We start from the raw sequence: 20,303 nt of genomic DNA on the forward strand, positions 1-20,303 counted from the left end.
GGAAGCGCCAATTGCGTATCGACCACTACCTGCATCGAAGTGCGGAGCGCCATGCCGGCAAGACGGCGCTGGTGGCCGGTGAGACGCGCCTGAGTTACGGCGAACTCAAGACGATGAGCGAGGCTTTCGCCACTGATCTGATAGCGCGAGGCGCAAGCCCGGGAGACCGTGTTGTCCTTGTGCTGGACAATGGCTGGCGCATGGCGGTTGCGGTTTTCGGTTGCTGGATGGCGGGCGCTGTTGCCTGCCCCATCAACCCATCGTCCAAGGCCGCACGCCTTTCGCAAATTCTGGACAGTTGTACGCCCTTTGCGGTGGTTGCCGAGGCTCGGCTGGAAAAGGTCGTTTCGGATGCGGCCGGTTCTTCTCCGTTGTTGCGCATCGTTTCCGGCGCGCCGAACCCAACGGCCGATGGTGTCGATTTTGACGCGATGCTCGAGGAACCGATAGGCGCGCTGCCGCAAAACCTGCTCGATACCGATCTGGCAGTAATCATCTATACATCTGGCTCCACCGGCGAGCCAAAGGGCGTGATGCTGGCGCATGATAACATGGATGCGGCCGTCCGTTCGATTACCTTTTATCTCGGCAATAGGCCGGAAGATATTCTGCTCGGCGTATTACCGCTTTCGTTCGGATATGGCCTGAACCAGCTGCTTTCCAGCGTTTTCGTCGGCGGCACGCTGGTGATCGAGAAATCCTTCGCCTATCCGCATCTGATTTTCGAGCGTATCCGCGACGAGCGGATAACGGGCTTCGCGCTGGTGCCGACCATGCTGTCCATCATGATGCAGACGCGCGATCTGTCGCCGGCGCTGTTTGAAAGCCTGCGCTACGTCACCGCTGCCGCTGCACCCCTGTCGCCCACCCATAGCGACTGGCTGCGGACCTTTCTGCCGCATGTGCACCTGTTTTGCATGTATGGCCAGACGGAGTGTACCCGTATCAGCTTTCTGCCGCCGGAAGACCTCGACAGGAAACGCGGTTCTGTCGGCATCGCCATTCCGGGCACTGCCATCGCGGTGGTGAACGAGGACGGAGACAGCCTGTTGCCCGCAGAGGTCGGCGAACTCGTGGTCAGCGGGCCGCACGTCATGCGTGGTTATTGGCGCAACGAGGCTGCCACAGCGCGCGCGCTGCGCGTTGATGCCGCAACGGGCCGGACGCGTCTTCACACCGGCGACCTGTTTACCTGCGATGCCGAGGGTTATCTCACCTTCGTTGCCCGCAAGGACGATATCATCAAGTCGCGTGGCGAAAAGGTTGCGCCGCAGGCGGTCGAGGCCGTTCTGCAAGCCATGCCGGGCGTCTCGGACGCATTGGTCGTCGGCGTTGCGCATGAGGTTTTCGGTCAGGCGGTGAAGGCGATCGTGATCGCATCCGACGAGGCGATCACCGCAAAAGACGTCATGCGCTACTGCGCTCTGCACCTCGAAACCCACATGGTGCCAACACTGGTTGAATTTCGCGATTTCCTGCCGACGACGGATACCGGCAAGGTCAGTCGCCGCCTCGCTGCTCAAGATACGGAGAACAATCGATGACGAACAATGCACAGAGCCTGCCTTTCTCGCCGCTTGAACTTGATGCGGCGGCGGAGGTAGAGCGTATCGCCGAAAAAATCCGCCAGTCGCTTCGTTTCAACCTGCGCAAGCGCGGGCTGGTGCTCGGCATTTCCGGCGGTATCGATTCCAGCGTCTGCGCCGCACTTGCCGTTCACGCGCTCGGGGCAGCAAATGTTATTGGCCTGTTCATGCCGGAAAACGATTCCGACCCGGAAAGCCTGCGCTTGGGGCAGGCTTTGGCGACGAAGCTGGGTATGGACTGCGTGCTGGAAGATATCGGCCCTTCGCTTGCCGCCATGGGTTGTTATGAAAGGCGCGATGGCTTCATCCGCGAGGTTGTGCCTGAATACGGGCCGGGCTGGGCCTCCAAGATCGTTTTCGACAACGCCATGAGCACCGGCGCCTATAATATTTCCTCGCTGGTCGTCCGTTCGCCATCGGGCGAAACGCGCAAGGTTCGCCTCTCCGCAAAAGCCTATCTCGGCATCGTTGCGGCGACGAATATGAAGCAGCGCACGCGCAAGCAGTTCGAATATTATCACGCCGACCGCCTGAACTTTGCGGTGCTCGGAACCCCGAACCGCCTGGAGTACGACCAGGGCTTCTTTGTCAAGAACGGCGACGGCGCTGCCGACATCAAGCCGATCGCCCATCTTTACAAATCACAGGTCTATCAACTCGCGGCCCATCTCGGCGTCCCGCAGGAAATCCGCTCCCGCCCGCCGACAACGGATACCTATTCCATGCCGCAGACGCAGGAAGAGTTCTATTTCGCGCTTCCTTACGACAAGATGGATATCTGCCTCTACGGATTGGAACACGGCATGCCTGCAACCGAGATCGCCACGGCGACCGGGTTGACGGAGGACAATGTCCGGTTCGTCTGGACCGATATCGCCGCCAAGCGAAAGGTTGCGCACTATCTGCACCACGCCCCTATCCATTTCCATGAGGGCGCTCAGGCGAAATCCTGAGATTGTTCCAAGCGGCGCCGGCCTGGGCGATCAGGCTGGCGTATGAAACAAACCTCGATATGAATATGTAGCCGCCCGCCAGCAGAAGAGCTGTGAAAGCGGTATGCGGGCGGCAATTACATTTGTTAGTCAAGGCGTTAGTATTGGCAGTGCTTCGCCACCATTCAGTCCGCTGCGAATTCGCACGCCAACAGGGTCTTGTCGCCAAGTGCCGCACCTTCGCGCGCCACAATGGAGACTTTTCCCGGTCCAGCCAGACCTTCAGACGGCTGCTGGTCCTGCGGAAGCTGCCGGGCATAGCCCTTGCTCGATGTACCCATCAGGTCTGAGGTTTCCGGTTTCAAATCATATTTCGCGGCCAGAGCATCGGCACGCTGGCCCTTGATCAAAACACCGACTGCACCATTGGCGAAGAAGACTTCGTCACTCTCAAACCCATCGCGGCCGATCTGGTTCGGAAGCTTATAGATAGCCGCACCCAAAGACGATGTGTCGGCCTTTGCAAGTTTTTCGGCGGCATCATAAATTTCGGTCGCCGATGTCATCGAATAGGGCGGATTGCACAGGGCCGCATCATAGAATGCGGGATCGATTTCGGCAGCCAAAGCGCTACCGGCATGAAGCGCAGTAATGGCTACGGACATTACGACGGTGCCGCGAAGGAAAGGTGTGAATGCAAACATTGGCGTCCCTTGGAATTTGCCTGTCGTCCGTTTGAAGAGATTGCGTCAGGCTTTGCCATTCCTTGGAGCACCATAATTCACGCCCTGTCGATATACGCAAAGCGTTTTCCCCAGCTCGCCAGAACAAAACTCGTCATCCGACCGCAAGGAAAGCGTGGCGAAAGACGGCATTTCCATAGTGGGGATGAAAATGCTCTGTTGTTGCTAGCCCGGCCGATTCAATACAGTTTGGCCGGCTTCGTGTTTGACAATCCGCAGCATGGGCTGCCCGCCCATCTCGGCGGATTCAAACCGGGCAAGAAGGTCGAATGAGGTTACGGCTTCGCCCGCCTTGAAGCGTTTTCCGTGGACGGCGAGATGTCCAAGCCCAAATACGGCAAGAAGAGCCTCCGTCGGGTTATCCGACGACGTGTCGAAGAGCAAATTCGCTTGGCCGAAATGCTCGAGACCGGTAGTCCAGGCTCTGGTCGCGCCGTCGTCAAAATAGAGTGTTGCCGAAAAATATTGAACATTGTCGCTTGTCACTACGATAACCTCATATTTCCGCTGCACTAGTCCGGCCGGTTTCACAGGCGGCGATAGCCCATCTAGTCGATTTTTGCGACAATATGATTTGCGCCGTCGTCAGAGCGATTATTCACTGATGGCTCAGAACGGTAACCGTTCGAGATGATCCCGATGCGCCCATGTCAACACGACACAGTTCGCCCGTACACGTCGACGATTGGCAAAAAACGGTCTGGTGGCTTTGCAGTCCCGCTTTATGCGGCAGCGCCAAGAAGTTCCGCCTGACGACGGATCGCAGTCTCGATCACATGCCACAGTGTTTCCGCAGCGGAGCGCATGCCGAGGATGGCAAGGCGGTCCGGCGCGCGCCGGATCACGAAAACGCTCATATGTTCCATGCCTGTGCGCGTGGCAGTCCCTTGCCCGAATGCCGAGGGATCGAGGTTCACCAGCTTCTGCATGAGCGCGACAATCGGCGCCTCGCCTGCGTCGCTCTCGATTTCGAAGGCGACGAAGCCATCGGTCTGTTCCGTCACGGAACAGGAAGGGCAAAGGCTCGCGAGTTCTGCGGCGAAATCCGTTTCGGCCCGGTCTGCGGCCTCAATCAGCCATTGGCCCGGCCCCGTCCAAAAAGCTGAAACCGGGCCTTGCTGGACCCATTTTCCGGGACCCGGCAAGGTGAGGTCAAAGGGCACCGGTTCTTTGACGTTGCGGCGCAGGCTGAGCGATGCGAGGGCAAGCCCTGAATTTTCCTCAAGTCGCAGCGTGCCATGGCGGGCGCGCCGCGAAGTTTGCGCGCCGAGTGCGGTTGTCGGCTTCAAATCAGGCACGGAGTCTCTCTCCCTCAGGGTCGATGAAATGGGGCGAGACCACACGCAATTCGACCGACTGTCCCTGCAAGGGGTTGGCCGCGACGATGATCTCTCCGATACGGTTTGCACCATCGGCAAGGAAACCAAGACCGATGCTGAAACCGAGGTTGGGCGAATAGCAGGCGGATGTGATCCAGCCTTGATCGGTCTCGGTATTCTGGCTGGCGCCGCGGGTAAACAGATGTGAACCTGACACCACAGGGTCCCTTGCCGCAAGCGGCTGCAGGCCGACGAGCACCCGGCTTTCGCCGACAAGCCCTTCGCGGCGAGTCATGACGGTACCAATCGCGTCTTTCTTGGCCGAAACCATCCTGCCCATGCCCAGCATCTGCGCCGTCGTCTGGCCGTTCAGCTCGTTTCCGGCAGCATGGCCTTTTTCGATACGCATGACACCAAGCGCTTCCGTCCCGTAGGCGGTGGCTCCAAGATCCGCACCGATCTCCATCAGCCGGGACATCAGGGCATTACCGTAGCGGGCGGGGACTGCAATCTCGTAAGCAAGTTCCCCTGAAAACGAGATCCGGAACAGCCGTGCTCGCAATCCCCCGCAAACCGTCAGTTCGGCGCAGGCCATGAAGGGAAAGGCTGCGTTGGAAAGGTCGAAACCATCGACAATGCGTTCGATAAGGCGGCGGGCGTTCGGACCGGCGACTGCGAGCTGTGCCCAGGCATCCGTTGCCGAGATCAATTGCACATCCAATTCCGGCCACAGGCATTGGCGGGCGAATTCCATGTGACGATAGACCGGGCCGGCCTGGGCCGTGGTCGTGGTGACGATATAATGATCCTCACCCAGACGGGCACAGGTGCCGTCATCATAGGCGTGGCCGTCTTCCCGCAGCATCAGGCCGTAACGGACCATGCCGACCTTGAGGCTCTTCATTGCATTGCAGTAGAGACGGTCGAGAAATTCAGCCGCATCGGCGCCCTGAACATCCACCTTGCCAAGCGTCGTCACATCGCAGATGCCGACGCCCTTTCGGGTGGCCAGAACCTCGCGGTCGACGGATTGCCGCCAATGGGTCTCCCCGGCTTGAGGGAAATATTGGGCACGCATCCATTGACCGACTTCGACGAAAACGGCGCCATGCGCTTCAGCCCAGGCATGGCTGGGTGTGAGGCGGCGCGGACGGAAATGTGCGCCGGTGTCGCCGCCGCCGAGTACCGCCATCGAAACCGGCGTATAGGGAGGGCGAAAAATCGTCGTACCCGTATCCGGTATCGATTTACCCGTCAGTTCGGACATGATTGCCAAAGCGGTGGCATTCGATGTCTTGCCCTGGTCAGTTGCCATACCAAGCGTGGTCCAGCGCTTGAGATGCTCGATGGGCCGCATGTTTTCCTGATGGGCGAGCTTGATGTCCTTGACCGTGACGTCGTTCTGAAAATCGACCCAGGCGCGCCCTTTCCCAGGCACATGCCACAGGGGCTTGATGCCGATTTGCGTATCCTCGGCCTCCGGCAGGGCTGGCCTGGATGCGGCGATCCCCATTTGCTCCAGAGCCGTTATGGCAGCGGATGCACCGGAGATCAGCGCCGCCCCCGTGCTGCCTTTGCCGGCCGCCGCCCCTGCAACGAGCATATGCGAGGGTACGTCGCCGGGCAGGAATGCCTGTAGCCCGTCATCCCATAACGGGCGACCGCGCTGGTGCGATGTAAGATGAACATTGGGGTTCCAGCCCCCGGAGATACCAAGCGCACCGCAATCGATGGTTTCGTCATAGCCATCCTTGCGGACATCGATGGAAACCAACCCCAGCCTGCCTTTGCTGTCGGTAACTGTCGCCCCCGCAATCAGGCGGTATTCCGCAAGCGCCCGCGCATCCGGGCGCGGATCGATGACTGCGGCGATCTCGACACCTTTCGCAGCCAGGTCGACAGCGGTCCGATGGCCGTCATCGTTATTGGTGAAGATTGAGACCCTGCCTGCCGGACTGACTGCCCAGCGATTGGCATAGGCACGCAGCGAACCGGCAAGCATGATCCCCGGCCGGTCGTTATTTTTAAAGGGGATATGCCTCTCTGTCGCCCCGGCGGCAAGCACCGTGCGCTTTGCAGTGATGCGCCAGAGGGACTGGCGTACGCCCTTTGGTGCGGCAAGATGGTCGGAAACCCGCTCGACCGCACCGAATATCCCATGGTCGAATGAGCCGAAAACCGTGGTGCGGCGCATGACGCGCAGGTTCGGCAGGGTTGAAAACTCCGCCTCGAGCGTTCCGATCCAGTCGGTTGCAGGGGCGCCGTCGAGCAGGTGGCTCTCTGCAAGCAGGCGACCTCCGAGGCGATTGTCCTCGTCCGCCAGAATAACCTTGGCACCGGCACGCGCCGCGGTCAGGGCAGCAGCCAGACCGGCCGCTCCGGCGCCGATGACCAGCAGATCGCAGTGAAGGAACCCCTTGTCGTAACTGTCGGGGTCCGGTTTCATCGACAGGCTTCCAAGTCCCGCAGCCTTGCGAATGGCGGGCTCATAGAGCTTTTCCCAGAACGCCTTCGGCCACATGAACGTTTTGTAGTAAAAGCCTGCGGTCAGGAAATCGGCAAACAGATCATTGATCGCAAGGGCATCGAAAGACAGGGACGGCCAGCGGTTCTGGCTTTTCGCCTCCAGCCCGTCGAACAGTTCGACCGTCGTGGCGCGGGTATTAGGCTCCAGCCGCGATCCCGTGCGCAATTCGACCAGCGCATTCGGCTCTTCTGAGCCGGCAGAGATCACGCCTCTGGGGCGATGATATTTGAAGCTGCGCCCCATCAGGCGGACATCGTTTGCCAGAAGTGCCGAGGCGAGCGTGTCGCCGGGATGCCCCTGATAATTCTTTCCATCGAAGGTGAAATGCAGCACCTTGCTGCGGTCGATCAAGCCGTCCTTCAGTCTCATGCTTCATCTGCCTTCTGACGGAGCGCTACCTCGTTTGCGAGTTCCGCTCCGAGGATTTCATGGGTGACGGTGTTTCGCGTGACCACGAGCCAGCTGCGATCACCCTGTTCGTGAAACCACAGTTCCCGATGCAGGCCGGCGGGATTGTCACGCAGATAGACATAATCGTTGAAGTCTTTCGCAGCGCTCTCGGCCATTCCGTCCGGGCGATGCAACAAGGCGGCATCGCCGAGATAGGTGAATTCCTGAGCGTCGCGCGGCCCGAGCAGTGGGTGAGGGATCAGCATTGTTCAAGCCTCAGTGAAGGTTCGGTTGGGCGCCGGCGCCCTTTTCGTCGATGACATAGCCCTTTTCGAACCGGTCGAGCCGGTAGGCCTTGGCCGTGTCATGCGGGGTATCGGTGGCCAGCAGATGCGCGAATGCATAGCCGCTGGCCGGCGTCGCCTTGAAGCCGCCGTAACACCAGCCGGCATTGAGATAGAGGCCCTTCACAGGCGTGTGGTCGATGATCGGTGAACCGTCCATCGACATGTCCATGATGCCGCCCCATATGCGCAGCAGGCGCGCCCGGCCGATCATCGGCATCAGCGCCATGCCGCCCTCGGCGACATCTTCGATGACGGGCAGATTGCCGCGCTGGGCATAGGAATTATAGCCGTCGATATCGCCACCGAAGACCAGGCCACCCTTGTCGGACTGGCTGACGTAGAAATGGCCTGCTCCGAAGGTTATGACGCCCGGTATGGTCGGCTTCAGCCCTTCCGAAACGAAGGCTTGCAGCACATGGCTTTCAATAGGCAGACGCATGCCCGCCATGGCCATGACGCGGCCGGTCGATCCCGCTACGGCGACGCCGACCTTTCCGGCACCGATGTAGCCACGGCTGGTTTCCACGCCTTTGATCGTTCCATCCTCGATGCGAAATCCCTGGACTTCGCAGTTCTGGATAAGATCGACCCCTGCCAGATCGGCGCCACGCGCGTAACCCCACGCAACGCCATCGTGGCGGGCAGTTCCAGCGCGGCGCTGGTAAAGGCCGCCCTTGATTGGAAAGCGTGCGTTGTCGAAATTGAGAAACGGGATCATGGCGCGGAGATCGTCTTGTGCCAGCAGTTGCGCATCCGCACCGGCCAGCAGCATGGCGTTGCCGCGACGGCGGTAGGCATCGCGCTGCGCGTCGGTGTGGAACAGGTTCACAATTCCGCGCTGGCTTACCATCGCATTGAAATTGAATTCCTGTTCAAGCCCTTCCCAGAGTTTCATCGAAAACTCATAGAATGGCTCGTTTCCGGGCAGCAGATAGTTTGAGCGGATGATCGTGGTGTTGCGCCCAATGTTTCCCGATCCCAGCCAGCCTTTTTCCAAAACGGCGATCCGCGACTTGGAAAAGGTTTTGGCTAGATAATAGGCCGTTGCAAGTCCATGACCGCCACCGCCAACAATGATGAAATCGTAATGAGGTTGCGGATCGGGGTTCCGCCACAGTGGGCGCCAGCCCTTGTGGCCAGTCAGGGCCTGTTTGAAAACCTGGAGAGCCGAATAGCGCAAATCTGTGTTCCTCGAAAACAGGGCGGTTGTCCAAGTTTATAGCGCGATACCGCACGATTTTTTTATCCGTGACGGACGCATTATTGTCCATTTTGGCCAAGTCGGCTAAGCTTGCCCTGGGGATTGTCTTGGAGCAGGTCATGCACGCCGAAGGGTCGATGTCGATCGGGTTCATACTCATTGAGGGTTATGCGCTGATGTCGTTGGCTGCGGCGGTTGAGCCGATGCGCGCGGCCAATCACCTTGCCGGCAAAACGCTCTACCATTGCCGGTTTTACTCCGCGAATGGCGGGTTTGGCGCATCCACGTCAGGCGGAGGTTTCGATACCGCGCCCGTTTCGCGGGCTTTGTCTGAGAAGCTGGATCTGGTCTTCATCGTCGCGGGCGGAAATCCCATGCTCTATGAAGATCCGGCACTTGTGCGCAACCTGCGCACGCTCAACCAGCGGGGTGTCAAGCTCGGAGGCATTTCCGGCGGCGCGGCGATCCTTGCCAAATCCGGTCTGATGACGGGCAGACGTTTTACCGTTCACTGGACCCACATCGATCCGCTTAGTGAATATGCCAGCGATCTCCTGATCGAGCGTGCGCTCTACGTCATCGATCGCGATCGCTACACTTGCGCGGGCGGCGTTGCCGCCATTGACATGATGGGGGCTTTTATTGCGAAAGACCATGGTTCTGCCTTCGCGCGCGATGTCAGCGAATGGTTCATACATCCGCGTTTGAGAACGGCCGATGAGCCTCAGTTGGGCCGCGCCGGCCAACGTTTCAACGTCCATCACCCGGTACTCGAAGCTGCCATTGAACTCATGACGACCCATGTTGCGGATCCCCTGTCGCCGGAGCAGCTGGGCCAATTGTGCGGCAGCAGTATTCGCCAGCTCCACCGCCTGTTTTCCAGCCATTTCGACCAGTCCATGATGTCCTTTTACCGTGGTCTTCGGCTGGCAAAGGCGGATGAGCTGCTGCAGCAGACCTCGCTTTCGATCGTTGACGTGGCCTTGCTGACGGGGTTCTCGACCGCTGCCCATTTCACCCGTTGCTACACCCAGAAATACGCCGCTCCGCCCAGCAGAAGGCGTCGTGCCGGGAGAGATTTCGAGCAGCCGTCCGATGGTACCTGACGCCCTACCGGAACAGCGTGCGGTTTTTGCGGTGACACTTTGGCAAGGCCGTGCGTCATGCCTGATGTGAAAGGGCCGTTTCGCGCTCCGCATCATGGATCAAGCCCATGATACCCTCGCTCATATCGGCATAGACGCCATTGTTTTCGACCACGCCTTTAACCCGATAGCGGTCCATGACAACAATGCGGTCGGCCAGTGCCATCATCTCCGGCATGTCACTGGTAATGACGAGAATGGCGGTGCCGCCGTCTGCAAGCTCGCGCAGCAGATCGTGCAGATAGGCCTTGGTCTTGATGTCGATGCCAACAGAAGGTTCGTCTACGATCAGCAGCTTCACGTCGGCGGCAAGCCACTTGGCGACGCTGATCTTCTGCTGGTTGCCGCCGGAAAGATTACCCACGGTCTGGCTCAGGCTCGGCGTCTTCACCTCAAGTTTCTGCAGGAAAGGGGTGACCGCCGCACGGATGCGGCTGTCGGAAAGCACGCCGAATGCGTTTGAGAGCTTGCGCCAGATGGGAACGCCCGCATTGGCAAGAACGGAATGCTGGAGAATGAGGCCGTCACCCTTGCGGTCCTCGCTGACATAACCGACGCCGTATTCGTGGATGGCTTCGGCAACGGAGCGGATGCGGGCCGGGCGATCTTCGATCCGGACTTCGCCTTCCGTGACGGCGAATTTGCCCATGATCGATTTTGCCAATTCGGTGCGCCCAGCGCCCACCAGCCCGTAAAGGCCGACGATTTCACCCTTGCGCACGGAAAGACTGACATCGCGATGGCCGATTGCGGTAGAAACACCTTTGAGTTCAAGCACCAGCGGATTGTGCTCGACCGCGCGTTTGCGCCAGCCACCGCCGCCTTCGGCACGGCCAATCATCAGGCGCACCAGGTCCTGGCGTCCGAGACCTTCCATAGACCGGCTTTCGCAGGCGTTTTCGCCATCTCGCAGAACCGTTACCCGGTCGCAAATGTCGAGAACCTCTTCCAGCTTGTGGCTGACGAAGACAAGGCTTGCGCCATCATCGCGCAGGCGGCGCAGAATGCGGAAGAGGTTGTCCGTTTCGCTCGGGGTCAGCGATGTCGTGGGTTCGTCGAGCAAAAGAACCCGGCTTTGCAGGGAAAGCGCCTTGGCAATTTCCACGAGCTGCATTTGCGCAACGGAAAGCTCGGATACCGGCATCGCCGGATCGACTTCCAGATTGAGAGCCTGCAGCCAGCGGCGTGCGTCGCGGTTCAGCGCGGCGTAGTCGATGGGTTTGAGATAGTGCGCCCCAAGCTTTTCCATGTGGATATTCTCGGCAATCGAGAAGCGCGGGATGAGGTTGCGTTCCTGATGGACGACACCGATGCCGCGGGCAATGGCCTCGCGCGGGTTGCCGAAGCGTACTTCCTGCCCATCGACAAGGATTTGGCCACTGCTCTGATGGTGGACGCCGGTAATGACCTTGATCAACGTCGATTTGCCGGCGCCGTTCTCACCCAGCAACGCGTGGATCGATCCCGGCTCCAGCGAAAGATTGACGCCCTTGAGCGCCCGAACGCCGGGAAACACTTTTTCGATGTTACGCGCCTGAAAAACAGGTTGCTTGTCCATGATGTCAGGCCTTTCCTGTCTTTTTGCCGAGATGCGTTTCGCGCAGGCGGTTGATGCCAACGGCGGCGAGGATCATTGCGCCGAGCACCACCTGCACGAGGAACGGATCGATGGAGAACAGCACGAGTGCCTGCGTGATGATGGCAACGATGACGACGCCGAGCAGGGTCGCCCCCACGCTGACATGCCCGCCAGCCAGTACGGCACCGCCGATAACGGGTGCGGCAAAGGACAGGATGAGCCAGTCATCGCCAATGGACGGCTGGCCGATCTGCAGGCGGGATACGAGCAGAATGCCGGCGACCGACGCCAGGAGGCCGGAAATGCCGTGCGCCACAATCATTGTCGTGCGGATCGAAATGCCGGAAAGCTCTGCCGCATGGCTGTTGCCGCCAATGGCAAGGATGAAGCGGCCTATCGGCTGGCGGCGCAGCATGAACCACAGCGCGAATGCAATGATGATGGTGGGTGCGGCGAGCCACGGAACCGGGCCAACGAGCAGTGCCGAGCCGAAGGCTTTCACCGATTCCGGCACGCCGTAGAACGGCTCCGCCCGGGTGATGCCGAGGTTGATACCCTTGTAGATCGACAGGGTCGCCAGTGTGATGACGAAGGCGGAAATGCCTGTGATGGCGATCAGCAGACCGTTGAGCATGCCGCAGACAACACCGATCAGTACCGCAGCAATGGCGGCCACCGGTGCCGGAAGCCCCCAGACCTGCATCAGTCCCGCAAAGGATATTGCCGCCAGTCCGCCGATTGCGCCCACGGACAGGTTCATCTGGCCAATGGCAATGATGATCATCTGGGAAAAGGCGATGAGCGCATTGACCGCGATTGCAAGAAGGAGAATCTGGATGTTGAAGGAAGAGAGGAAGTTGGGGCTGAAGCCGCGGATAAGCGCGATTGCCAGCACCGTGACCAATAGGGGGCCGAACCAGTCGGTTCTGGCAAGGCGTAGAAGGGTGTTGTCGGTCTTCATCGTCCAGTCCTTAAGCCAGGTTGCGTCGGGCGAGATAGCTTCGCCGCGCCTTGTCCATCAAAACCGCGAGCAACAGCAGCAGGCCGAGAAATGTCTGGACCCAGAATTCACCGAGCTGAAGCAGCAGCAGGCCGCTGGTGAGCATGGTGACCAAAAGCGCGCCAAGACAGGTGCCGAGCACCGAAACCTTGCCGCCCTGCAAAAGCGTGCCACCGAGAACCGGGCCGAGAAAAGCTGGCAGAAGCCAGTCCTGCCCAAGCTGGCCTGCCATGGAAGGAATGGCGGCCCCCGTGCGCGTCACCAGCATCAGGGCGGCAAGTGCCGCAAGCAGGCCCGACAGCATGTGACAGGCAATGAAGATACGGTCGACCCGAATGCCGGAAAGTTCCGCCGCTTCCGGGCGTGCGCCTGCCGCCAGCATTTCGCGGCCAAGAACGGTGCGTCGGTAGAGAAAGGACAGGGCAAGCGCCGTTGCGAGCGTGACGAGAAGCAGCGGCGAGAAATAGGTCGTGAGCTTCATTTTTCCGAAGGCTGCGAAGATCGGCGGTAGGCCACGGTAGGCCTCGGCGCGCGTCAGGAAGATCATCACGCCGAAAAAGATGCTCATGGTGGCAAGCGTGATGATGAAGCTGTGCAGCCCCGTGCGGATGACGGTCCAGCCATTGACGAAACCGAGCGCCGCGCCGGTGACGAGACCGCCAATGAGGGCGAGCGGCCACGGCACGCCAAGCACCTCGATCAGATAACCACAGGCCATGGCCGCCGAGACGCCGATCGCTCCAACGGCAAGATTGAGGCCGCCAGTCACGATCACCGCCATCATCGACAGGCCGATCATGATGTTGATCGCGGCACTGCGACCAAGCGTGAACAGATTGAAAGGCGAAAGGAAGCCGCTGGCCGCGACGCCAAAAATGACGGCGAAGACGACGATCAGCAGAATGAGGCCAAATTCATTGGTCAGAAAAAAGCGGCCTTGCGAAAGGCTGGACCCCATTCGTCTGTCGCCCTCCTGCGAGCCCTTTGTGAGCAAAGTATCGTTCACGGTCATGAAACTGTCCCGGTATTGGTTCGCCCGAAGCGCCTGCGCGGGTCGCCTGGTCATTGCGCTGCCGCCTGAAAGAATATTTTCTGGCGGGGCAGATTGCCGGGCGCGGTCGTTTGCCGCCCGGCAATTGCTCAAGGCATGATTAGTTGCAGCTCAGATAGGTCGTATCGAAGTTGGTGAGCAGCTTTTTGGTCTCGGAGCGCATGGCATCGATGTAGTTGTCCACCTTGGCGGCATCGACATAGGCGGTGCCGGAATCGATGAACTTGGTCGTCAGCGCATTGGATTTGAACGGCGCATCTTCCTTCACCTTGCAGCCGGCCTGAAGTTTGCTCAGTGCAAACGCGCCGATATAACCCTGGCCATAGGGGTTCTGAAGCATCGTGCCGTCGACGAAACCGTCCTTGATCGCTTTCAGCACGACTTCGTCGTGGTCGATGCCGACCATGTGGATGCGCTTGTCGCCGATCTTGCGCAGTGCGTTGGAGGCAACGACCGCAGGAACCCAGGCTGTGGTAACGATACCATCCACTTCGGAAGCGTGGGCGGCCAGGTAGGCGCTGATCTTTTCTTCCGCCGGTTCCGGTGCGTCGATATCGGCGATGACCTGAACGACTTCGGCGCCGGCTTCGTCAGCTGCCTTTTTCACGGCATCGATACGAAGCTGGGTGTTGGGGTCCACAAGGAAGCCGGTGAAATGGGCGATGCGTTTTTTGCCCGTTCCCATCGCCTTGATCAGCTCCTTGGTGCCGAGATAAGCGGAATTACCGGTGTCGGTACCAAGGCAGAAGGCGGCGGGCGAGGGGTCCTTGAAGCAGCCGGCGCCAGCAATCACATTCGCGCCGTTGCCGGTCAGTTCCTCTGCTGTCGAGACCGCGCCGACGGGATCGCCGGGGAAAATCAGGAAGCCGTTATAACCCTGGCTCAGAAGGCTTTCGAGAAGCTGGTTCTGCTGTGCCAGTTCCCACTTTTGCGGCACCTTATAGTCGGCGCCAGCCAGGCCGAAGTCCTTGGCCGCGTCCTTGCCGGCCTGTTCCCAGGCGGCGAAATAAGGGTGGGGACCGCCCGGAACGAGGGCGATCTTGCTGGCGTCCGCCGCCTGCGCGACACAGCACGCTCCCGCGCCGATGATTGCGGCAGCGACGAGGCTGCGCATGAAATACGTCATGTTTTTCTCCTCCATGAAACGGCCTGCTCCTTAAAAAAAGCGACTGGAACCTCCCTTAATCGCTCTTTCTCCCAACAGCCGACTTGCGTAAGCACCATGGACACTAGTATACTTGTATCCAAGTAGCAATGAGATTTTCACGACCGCCTTTTGAAGGGGAGCGTTCATGACGAAAAACACCACTGCCGGTTTCACTGGGCGCGGCGCTCATCAAGAGGCCCCCGGCTCCGGAATCGAAAGCGTGGAGCTTGTGGTCAATCGTTATGGCTCGGTTGCCGATCAGGTTCATGCGGCGTTGCGTCAGGCGATCGTCGAGGTCCGCCTAGCGCCCGGTGCGCCGATCAGTGAAAACTCGATCTGCCGTCAGTTTTCGGTGTCGCGCACCCCGGTGCGTGCCGCGATCCAGCGCCTGTCGGAAGAGGGTCTTGTGGACGTCTATCCGCAACTCGGCAGCTTTGTTGCGCCGATCAGGCTTGGCGAAATTCAGGACAGCCATTTTATCCGCCGTTCACTTGAAGTGGCTTTGCTGCGCGAAGTCGCGCCGAAGTGGACGAAAGAAATGAGCCGTACGATGCGCGACGTCATCGCCGAGCAGGAAAGAGTGATTGCCGCCAACGACGCATCCGGTTTCTTTCATGCCGACGAGGCGTTTCATCGCCTGCTCGGCACGTTTTCCGGTCGCGAAGGTGTCTGGCAGGCGATCCTTGCTGCCAAGGTGACCCTGTCGCGGTTCCATCGTTATTGGGCAAAGCCGGAACGATTGCCCGCCGTCATCGAAGAGCATCTGGCAGTCGTGGATGCTCTCGACCGTGGCGATGCCGAAGGTGCGGAAAAGGCGCTGGTGACGCATCTGGATATGGTTTTCGTGATCTACGAACAGTTGCCTGAAGAAGAGCGGAAGCATTTGTCCATTTGATAGTGGACGTGGAGGAGACAGAATGGAACTGAAACACAAGACGGCGCTCGTGACAGGCGCTTGTGGCGGCATCGGCCGTGCCGTGGTTGCGGCGCTGGTCGCGCAAGGGGCGAGGGTAATCGCCTTCGATCGCGACGTCGAAGCTGTTGCGGCGCTCGCGGAGGGGTTTGGCGGTGCTTGTGATCCCGTCGCCGTCGATCTCGGCGATGCGACGGCGCTGCAGGCCGTCATGAAAGATGTCGCCAACCGTTTCGAGGTCATAGACATTCTCGTCAACAATGCCGGTGTGCTGTCGCCGCACAAGCTGGGAGCGACCACGCTTGATGACTGGCACAGGCTGATGGCCGTCAATCTCGATGCCGCCCTGCTGCTGACGCAGGCCGTCGTTCCCGCCATGAAGGAAAACCGCTGGGGGCGGCTGATCAACATCTCGTCCTATGCCTGGAAGTCCGGTGGCCTGACGGCGGGCACGGCCTATTCGGTCTCGAAATCGGCGCTGGTGGGCCTCACTTACTCGTCCGCTCGCGAACTTGCCCCTTTTGGCGTCACCGCCAATGCAGTCGCGCCGGCCTATGTGGTTTCGCCGATGATCATGGAGCAACTGTCAGAGGAAGACCGCCAGCGCCAGCTTGCGGCCATTCCCGTCGGGCGGTTCTGCCAGCCGGAAGAGGTGGCTCATGCCGTAGGTTTTCTCGCCTCGCCGCTGTCCGGCTTCATGACCGGCACTGTCGTTGACATGAATGGCGGCCTGCAATTCGGCTGAGATACGGAGATAAATGACCATGACAGAACGCCTCTCGTCCCTTGCGTTGCCGCATCTGCCAAAAGACGTCCTTTTGCCCGCCTATGACCGCAAAGCGGTGACACCGGGCATCGTGCATCTCGGCGTTGGCGCTTTTCACCGCGCCCATCAGGCGGTCTTCATCGATGATTGCCTGGCGCGTGGCGAAACCGGCTGGGGCATTGTCGCTGCCTCGCTGCGCAGCCCCGATACTCGCGATGCCATCGCGCCGCAGGACAATCTCTATACATTCTGCCTGCGTGACGGTGAAAACGAAACGCTGCGGATTGTCGGTTCAATCCTCGAGACCATCGTCGCTCCTGAGGATCCGGAGCGGCTGCTGCAAGCCATGACTGATCCGCGGGTCAGAATCGTCACTTTGACGGTCACGGAAAAGGGTTACCTCGCCGATTTGTCGGCGGGCACGCTTCTTCGTGACCATCCCGATGTCGTTCATGATCTGGCGCATCCGCAAAAGCCGCGCTCCGCGCTCGGTTTTCTGCTGGAAGCGACAAGACGCCGGCGGGCCGCCGGGGCTGTGCCGCTGACTTTGCTCTCCTGCGACAATCTTCCGTCCAACGGTCGCATCCTGCACCGTCTTCTGGTGGAGATGGCTGGTCTCACCGATAATGATCTCGCTGCCTTCATCGCGGAAAATCTCTCCTGCCCCTGCGTCATGGTGGACCGCATCGTGCCCGCCACCACCGCAACCGACCGCGAGCGCGTGACCGCGCGTCTCGGCTGCGAGGATGCCTGGCCGGTAATTGCGGAACCCTACTTCCGCTGGGTAATCGAGGATCGCTTTCCGCACGGTCGCCCCGGCATCGAGCTGTCAGGTGCCGAAATCGTTGATGAGGTCGAGCCGTATGAGCATATGAAGCTCAGGATGCTGAATGGCGCTCACACCGCCATGGCCGCAATCGGTCAATGCAGCGGGCTTGAGACGATCGCCGATATCTATGCCGATGCGCGTGTACGCGGTTACGTCGACCGTTACTGGCGGGAGGTTGGTTCGACATTGAGCCCGGCCGTCAGTGGTCCGGATTACGTTGCCGGTCTGCGCCAGCGTTTCGCCAACCCCGCCCTTCGTCATCGCGCCGCCCAGATCGCCTCTGACGCTTCACAGAAAGTGCCGCAACGCATTCTGGCGCCGCTTGCGGAGCTGCGTGCCGCAGGCGCGCCGAATACGGCCGCTCTTTTTGCGGTTGCGATGTGGATACGGTCCTGCGCAGCGCTGAACGAGCGGGGAGAGGCAATTGTCATGGCCGATCCGGCATTTTCCGAATGGAGTGCACCCACCGGCAACGGCGAGGAGCAGGACGCGGTCATCGACCGGTTTTTAACATTCCGTCGCGTCTTCGGGCCTGAATGGCAGGCGGATGAGGCATTCGTAACGGCGCTTCGGGCGGCCTATCGCGACATCGTCCAATACGGCGCGCTCGGCGCCATCGAACGGCATTTTTCGGAGGAGTAGAATATGAAGGAAACCTGGCGCTGGTTCGGTGAATCGGACCCCATCACCTTGCAGCATGTGCGGCAGACCGGCGCCAGCGGCGTTGTAACGGCGCTGCACCAGATCCCCGACGGCACGGCGTGGCCGGCCGAAGAGATCGCCAAACGCAAGGCGATGATCGAGGCGGCCGGTCTGGAATGGAGTGTCTGCGAATCCATTCCGATGGAACAGTCCATCAAGCGCGGCGATGCCGATGCGCCGAAGGCGATTGCGCGCTGGAAAGATACACTCTCCCGTCTCGGTCGCGCGGGTGTTCCCGTCGTCTGCTACAATTTCATGCCGGTGGTGGACTGGACACGCACGAACCTGCGCTGGCAGGCACGCAATACCGGATTGGCGCTGCGCTTCGAAATGGCGGATTTCGTCGCCTATGACGTCTTCATCCTGAAGCGTGTTCGTGCTGCTGAAAATTACGATCCTGCGCTCGTGGCGCGAGCCGAAAAGCGTTTTGCGCAAATGAGCGAAGATGACCAGTCGCTTCTCGAGCGTAACATCATCGCCGGCCTGCCGGGCGGCGCCCTGGTGCAGACGCGCGAATCCATCGCCGCTCTGATTGCTTCGTTCGATGGCGTCGACAGCGCGACCATGCAGGGCAATCTTCTGGCCTTTCTGAGAGAGGTCGTGCCGGTGGCGGAAGAGGTGGGCGTGCATCTCGGCATCCACCCTGATGATCCACCGTTCTCCCTGTTCGGCCTGCCGCGCGTTGTGTCGACACCTGCAGATATTCGCGCCATTCTCTCGGCCGTTGAAAGCCCGAACAATGGCATCACCCTTTGTACCGGCTCCTACGGCGCCCGCAGCGACAATGATCTTGTGGCGATGGCACGGGAGTTCGCGTCTCGCATCAATTTCGCCCATCTTCGGAATGTGACCGTTGAGCCGGATGGTTCCTTCTTTGAGGACGATCATCTGGATGGCGGAACGGACATGATTGGAGTCATCGAGGCATTGTTGCGCGAGGAGCGGGCCGCCGCCAAGGCTGGCCGCCGCACCAATATTCCAATGCGGCCTGACCACGGCCATCTGCTGGGTGATGACATCACCAAAAAGACCAATCCCGGATATTCCTACATTGGCCGCATGAAGGGGCTCGGCGAACTCCGCGGCGTCATCCGCACCATTGAGCGCCAGCTTCGCCGCGAGGAGGGTGCCGCATGAAAACCCGCAAACTTGGTCGCACGGCGCTGTCGCTGAGCGAACTTTCCTTCGGCGCGGCCGGTATCGGTAATCTCTATCGCAGCGTCAGCCGCGAAGATGCGATGGAGACGCTGCAAGCCGCCTGGGACGCCGGCATCCGCTATTTCGATACCGCACCCTATTACGGGCAGGGCCTTTCCGAACGCCGCCTCGGGGATTTTCTTCAGGGGAAACCACGCGACGAATTCGTGCTGTCCACCAAGGTCGGGCGGATTCTGAAACCGGCTGAAGCGGGCGTGACACCGGATTACGGTTTTGTCGATGCACTGCCTTTCGTGGTGGAATACGACTACAGCTATGATGGCATCATGCGCTCGCATGAGCAAAGCCTCGCCCGGCTTGGTCTCGGTTCAGTGGATATTCTCTATGTCCACGATCTGGAGGAGACCACGCTTGGGGAAGAGGCCTATCGCCATCATTTCAGGATATTCACCGAAAGCGGCATCGAGGCCCTGCACGAGTTGAAGGCGACAGGCCGGATCGGCGCGTTCGGTCTTGGCGTGAATGAGGTTCCGGCTTGTCTGAACCTCATGGAGATAGACGAGATCGACTGCATTCTTCTGGCGGGTCGTTACACGCTGCTCGACCGGTCGGCTGCAGCAAAGCTGCTGGGGCGTTGTGCGGAAACCGGCACCTCGCTCGTCATCGGCGGCGTCTTCAACTCTGGCATTCTTGCGACGGGTGCAAGGCCGGGTGCGACTTTCAACTATAGTGAAGCAGCAGCAGATGTCATGGAGCGGGTGCGCGCCATGGAGCTCCATGCTGCCGGGCACGGGGTTGCACTTGCGGCCGCTGCCCTGCATTTTCCGCTGCAAAATGCCGATGTCGCAAGTGTCCTGATCGGCACCGCAAAACCGGACAGCCTTTTGCGCAACCTGTCTATTTTCGAAACGGCCGTGCCGGACGCCGCCTGGGCGGGTTTCGACGCGCTCGCCCTCGAAAATTGACCG

The 20,303-nt window shown here is 60.0% G+C and carries 18 protein-coding genes; 8 read left to right on the forward strand and 10 right to left on the reverse strand.

Annotation, left to right across the window (positions count from 1 at the left end; all coding sequences use genetic code 11):
• The first annotated feature begins 11 nt into the window (after positions 1–11).
• Positions 12–1,544, forward strand: coding sequence for a class I adenylate-forming enzyme family protein (locus ACQZ6D_RS20895; protein ID WP_448730106.1), 1,533 nt, complete (start codon positions 12–14; stop codon positions 1,542–1,544).
• Positions 1,541–2,539: an NAD(+) synthase gene (nadE, locus tag ACQZ6D_RS20900; RefSeq protein WP_038494818.1), complete on the forward strand. Its 999-nt coding sequence runs from the start codon at positions 1,541–1,543 to the stop codon at positions 2,537–2,539. The genes ACQZ6D_RS20895 and nadE overlap by 4 nt, the downstream gene beginning before the upstream one ends.
• Positions 2,540–2,703: 164 nt before the next feature.
• On the opposite strand, the gene ACQZ6D_RS20905 is transcribed toward nadE, so the two are convergent.
• The 6 genes from ACQZ6D_RS20905 to ACQZ6D_RS20930 form a co-directional block, all read right to left on the reverse strand.
• Positions 2,704–3,222 carry a hypothetical protein gene (locus tag ACQZ6D_RS20905; RefSeq protein WP_448730105.1) on the reverse strand — a complete coding sequence of 173 codons (519 nt, stop codon included), beginning with the start codon at positions 3,220–3,222 and terminating at the stop codon, positions 2,704–2,706.
• A 204-nt stretch (positions 3,223–3,426) separates the two neighbouring features.
• On the reverse strand, positions 3,427–3,747 hold the full coding sequence (locus ACQZ6D_RS20910) for a hypothetical protein (RefSeq protein WP_448730104.1): 321 nt from the start codon (positions 3,745–3,747) through the stop codon (positions 3,427–3,429).
• 236 nt (positions 3,748–3,983) lie between these two features.
• Complete coding sequence (locus ACQZ6D_RS20915) at positions 3,984–4,559, reverse strand: sarcosine oxidase subunit gamma (protein WP_112155623.1); 576 nt, start codon at positions 4,557–4,559, stop codon at positions 3,984–3,986.
• Positions 4,552–7,476, reverse strand: coding sequence for a sarcosine oxidase subunit alpha family protein (locus ACQZ6D_RS20920; RefSeq protein ID WP_448730103.1), 2,925 nt, complete (start codon positions 7,474–7,476; stop codon positions 4,552–4,554). Before ACQZ6D_RS20920 ends, ACQZ6D_RS20915 begins: the two co-directional genes overlap by 8 nt.
• Positions 7,473–7,763: a sarcosine oxidase subunit delta gene (locus ACQZ6D_RS20925; RefSeq protein WP_112155625.1), complete on the reverse strand. Its 291-nt coding sequence runs from the start codon at positions 7,761–7,763 to the stop codon at positions 7,473–7,475. Before ACQZ6D_RS20925 ends, ACQZ6D_RS20920 begins: the two co-directional genes overlap by 4 nt.
• A 10-nt stretch (positions 7,764–7,773) precedes the next feature.
• Positions 7,774–9,024, reverse strand: coding sequence for a sarcosine oxidase subunit beta family protein (locus ACQZ6D_RS20930; protein WP_003518227.1), 1,251 nt, complete (start codon positions 9,022–9,024; stop codon positions 7,774–7,776).
• 140 nt (positions 9,025–9,164) lie between these two features.
• Between ACQZ6D_RS20930 and ACQZ6D_RS20935 the strand changes: the two genes are divergently transcribed.
• Positions 9,165–10,151 (forward strand): GlxA family transcriptional regulator, encoded by a 987-nt coding sequence (locus tag ACQZ6D_RS20935; protein WP_448730102.1) that lies wholly within the window; start codon positions 9,165–9,167, stop codon positions 10,149–10,151.
• Between the two features lie 55 nt (positions 10,152–10,206).
• Here ACQZ6D_RS20935 and ACQZ6D_RS20940 read toward each other — a convergent pair whose 3' ends face one another.
• The 4 genes from ACQZ6D_RS20940 to ACQZ6D_RS20955 all read right to left on the reverse strand — a co-directional run bounded on the left by ACQZ6D_RS20940 (position 10,207) and on the right by ACQZ6D_RS20955 (position 14,961).
• Complete coding sequence (locus ACQZ6D_RS20940) at positions 10,207–11,748, reverse strand: sugar ABC transporter ATP-binding protein (protein ID WP_448730101.1); 1,542 nt, start codon at positions 11,746–11,748, stop codon at positions 10,207–10,209.
• A gap of 4 nt (positions 11,749–11,752) precedes the next feature.
• On the reverse strand, positions 11,753–12,730 hold the full coding sequence (locus ACQZ6D_RS20945; RefSeq protein ID WP_035200079.1) for an ABC transporter permease: 978 nt from the start codon (positions 12,728–12,730) through the stop codon (positions 11,753–11,755).
• Between the two features lie 10 nt (positions 12,731–12,740).
• Positions 12,741–13,781, reverse strand: a complete 1,041-nt coding sequence (locus ACQZ6D_RS20950) for an ABC transporter permease (protein ID WP_112292323.1) — start codon at positions 13,779–13,781, stop codon at positions 12,741–12,743.
• Between the two features lie 139 nt (positions 13,782–13,920).
• Positions 13,921–14,961, reverse strand: a complete 1,041-nt coding sequence (locus tag ACQZ6D_RS20955) for a sugar ABC transporter substrate-binding protein (RefSeq protein ID WP_448730100.1) — start codon at positions 14,959–14,961, stop codon at positions 13,921–13,923.
• 151 nt (positions 14,962–15,112) lie between these two features.
• On the opposite strand from ACQZ6D_RS20955, the gene ACQZ6D_RS20960 reads away from it, so the two are divergent.
• The 5 genes from ACQZ6D_RS20960 to ACQZ6D_RS20980 are packed head-to-tail and all read left to right on the forward strand — an operon-like array spanning position 15,113 to position 20,300.
• Positions 15,113–15,862, forward strand: a complete 750-nt coding sequence (locus ACQZ6D_RS20960; protein WP_003518215.1) for a GntR family transcriptional regulator — start codon at positions 15,113–15,115, stop codon at positions 15,860–15,862.
• A gap of 22 nt (positions 15,863–15,884) precedes the next feature.
• Positions 15,885–16,625: an SDR family NAD(P)-dependent oxidoreductase gene (locus ACQZ6D_RS20965; RefSeq protein ID WP_174050943.1), complete on the forward strand. Its 741-nt coding sequence runs from the start codon at positions 15,885–15,887 to the stop codon at positions 16,623–16,625.
• Positions 16,626–16,644: 19 nt separating this feature from the next.
• Positions 16,645–18,117 (forward strand): mannitol dehydrogenase family protein, encoded by a 1,473-nt coding sequence (locus ACQZ6D_RS20970; protein WP_448730099.1) that lies wholly within the window; start codon positions 16,645–16,647, stop codon positions 18,115–18,117.
• Between the two features lie 3 nt (positions 18,118–18,120).
• Positions 18,121–19,314 (forward strand): mannonate dehydratase, encoded by a 1,194-nt coding sequence (gene uxuA, locus ACQZ6D_RS20975; RefSeq protein WP_003518211.1) that lies wholly within the window; start codon positions 18,121–18,123, stop codon positions 19,312–19,314.
• Positions 19,311–20,300, forward strand: coding sequence for an aldo/keto reductase (locus ACQZ6D_RS20980; protein WP_065705758.1), 990 nt, complete (start codon positions 19,311–19,313; stop codon positions 20,298–20,300). The genes uxuA and ACQZ6D_RS20980 overlap by 4 nt, the downstream gene beginning before the upstream one ends.
• Positions 20,301–20,303: the final 3 nt, after the last annotated feature.

It is taken from the genome of Agrobacterium sp. 22-3639C2 (assembly GCF_053522105.1).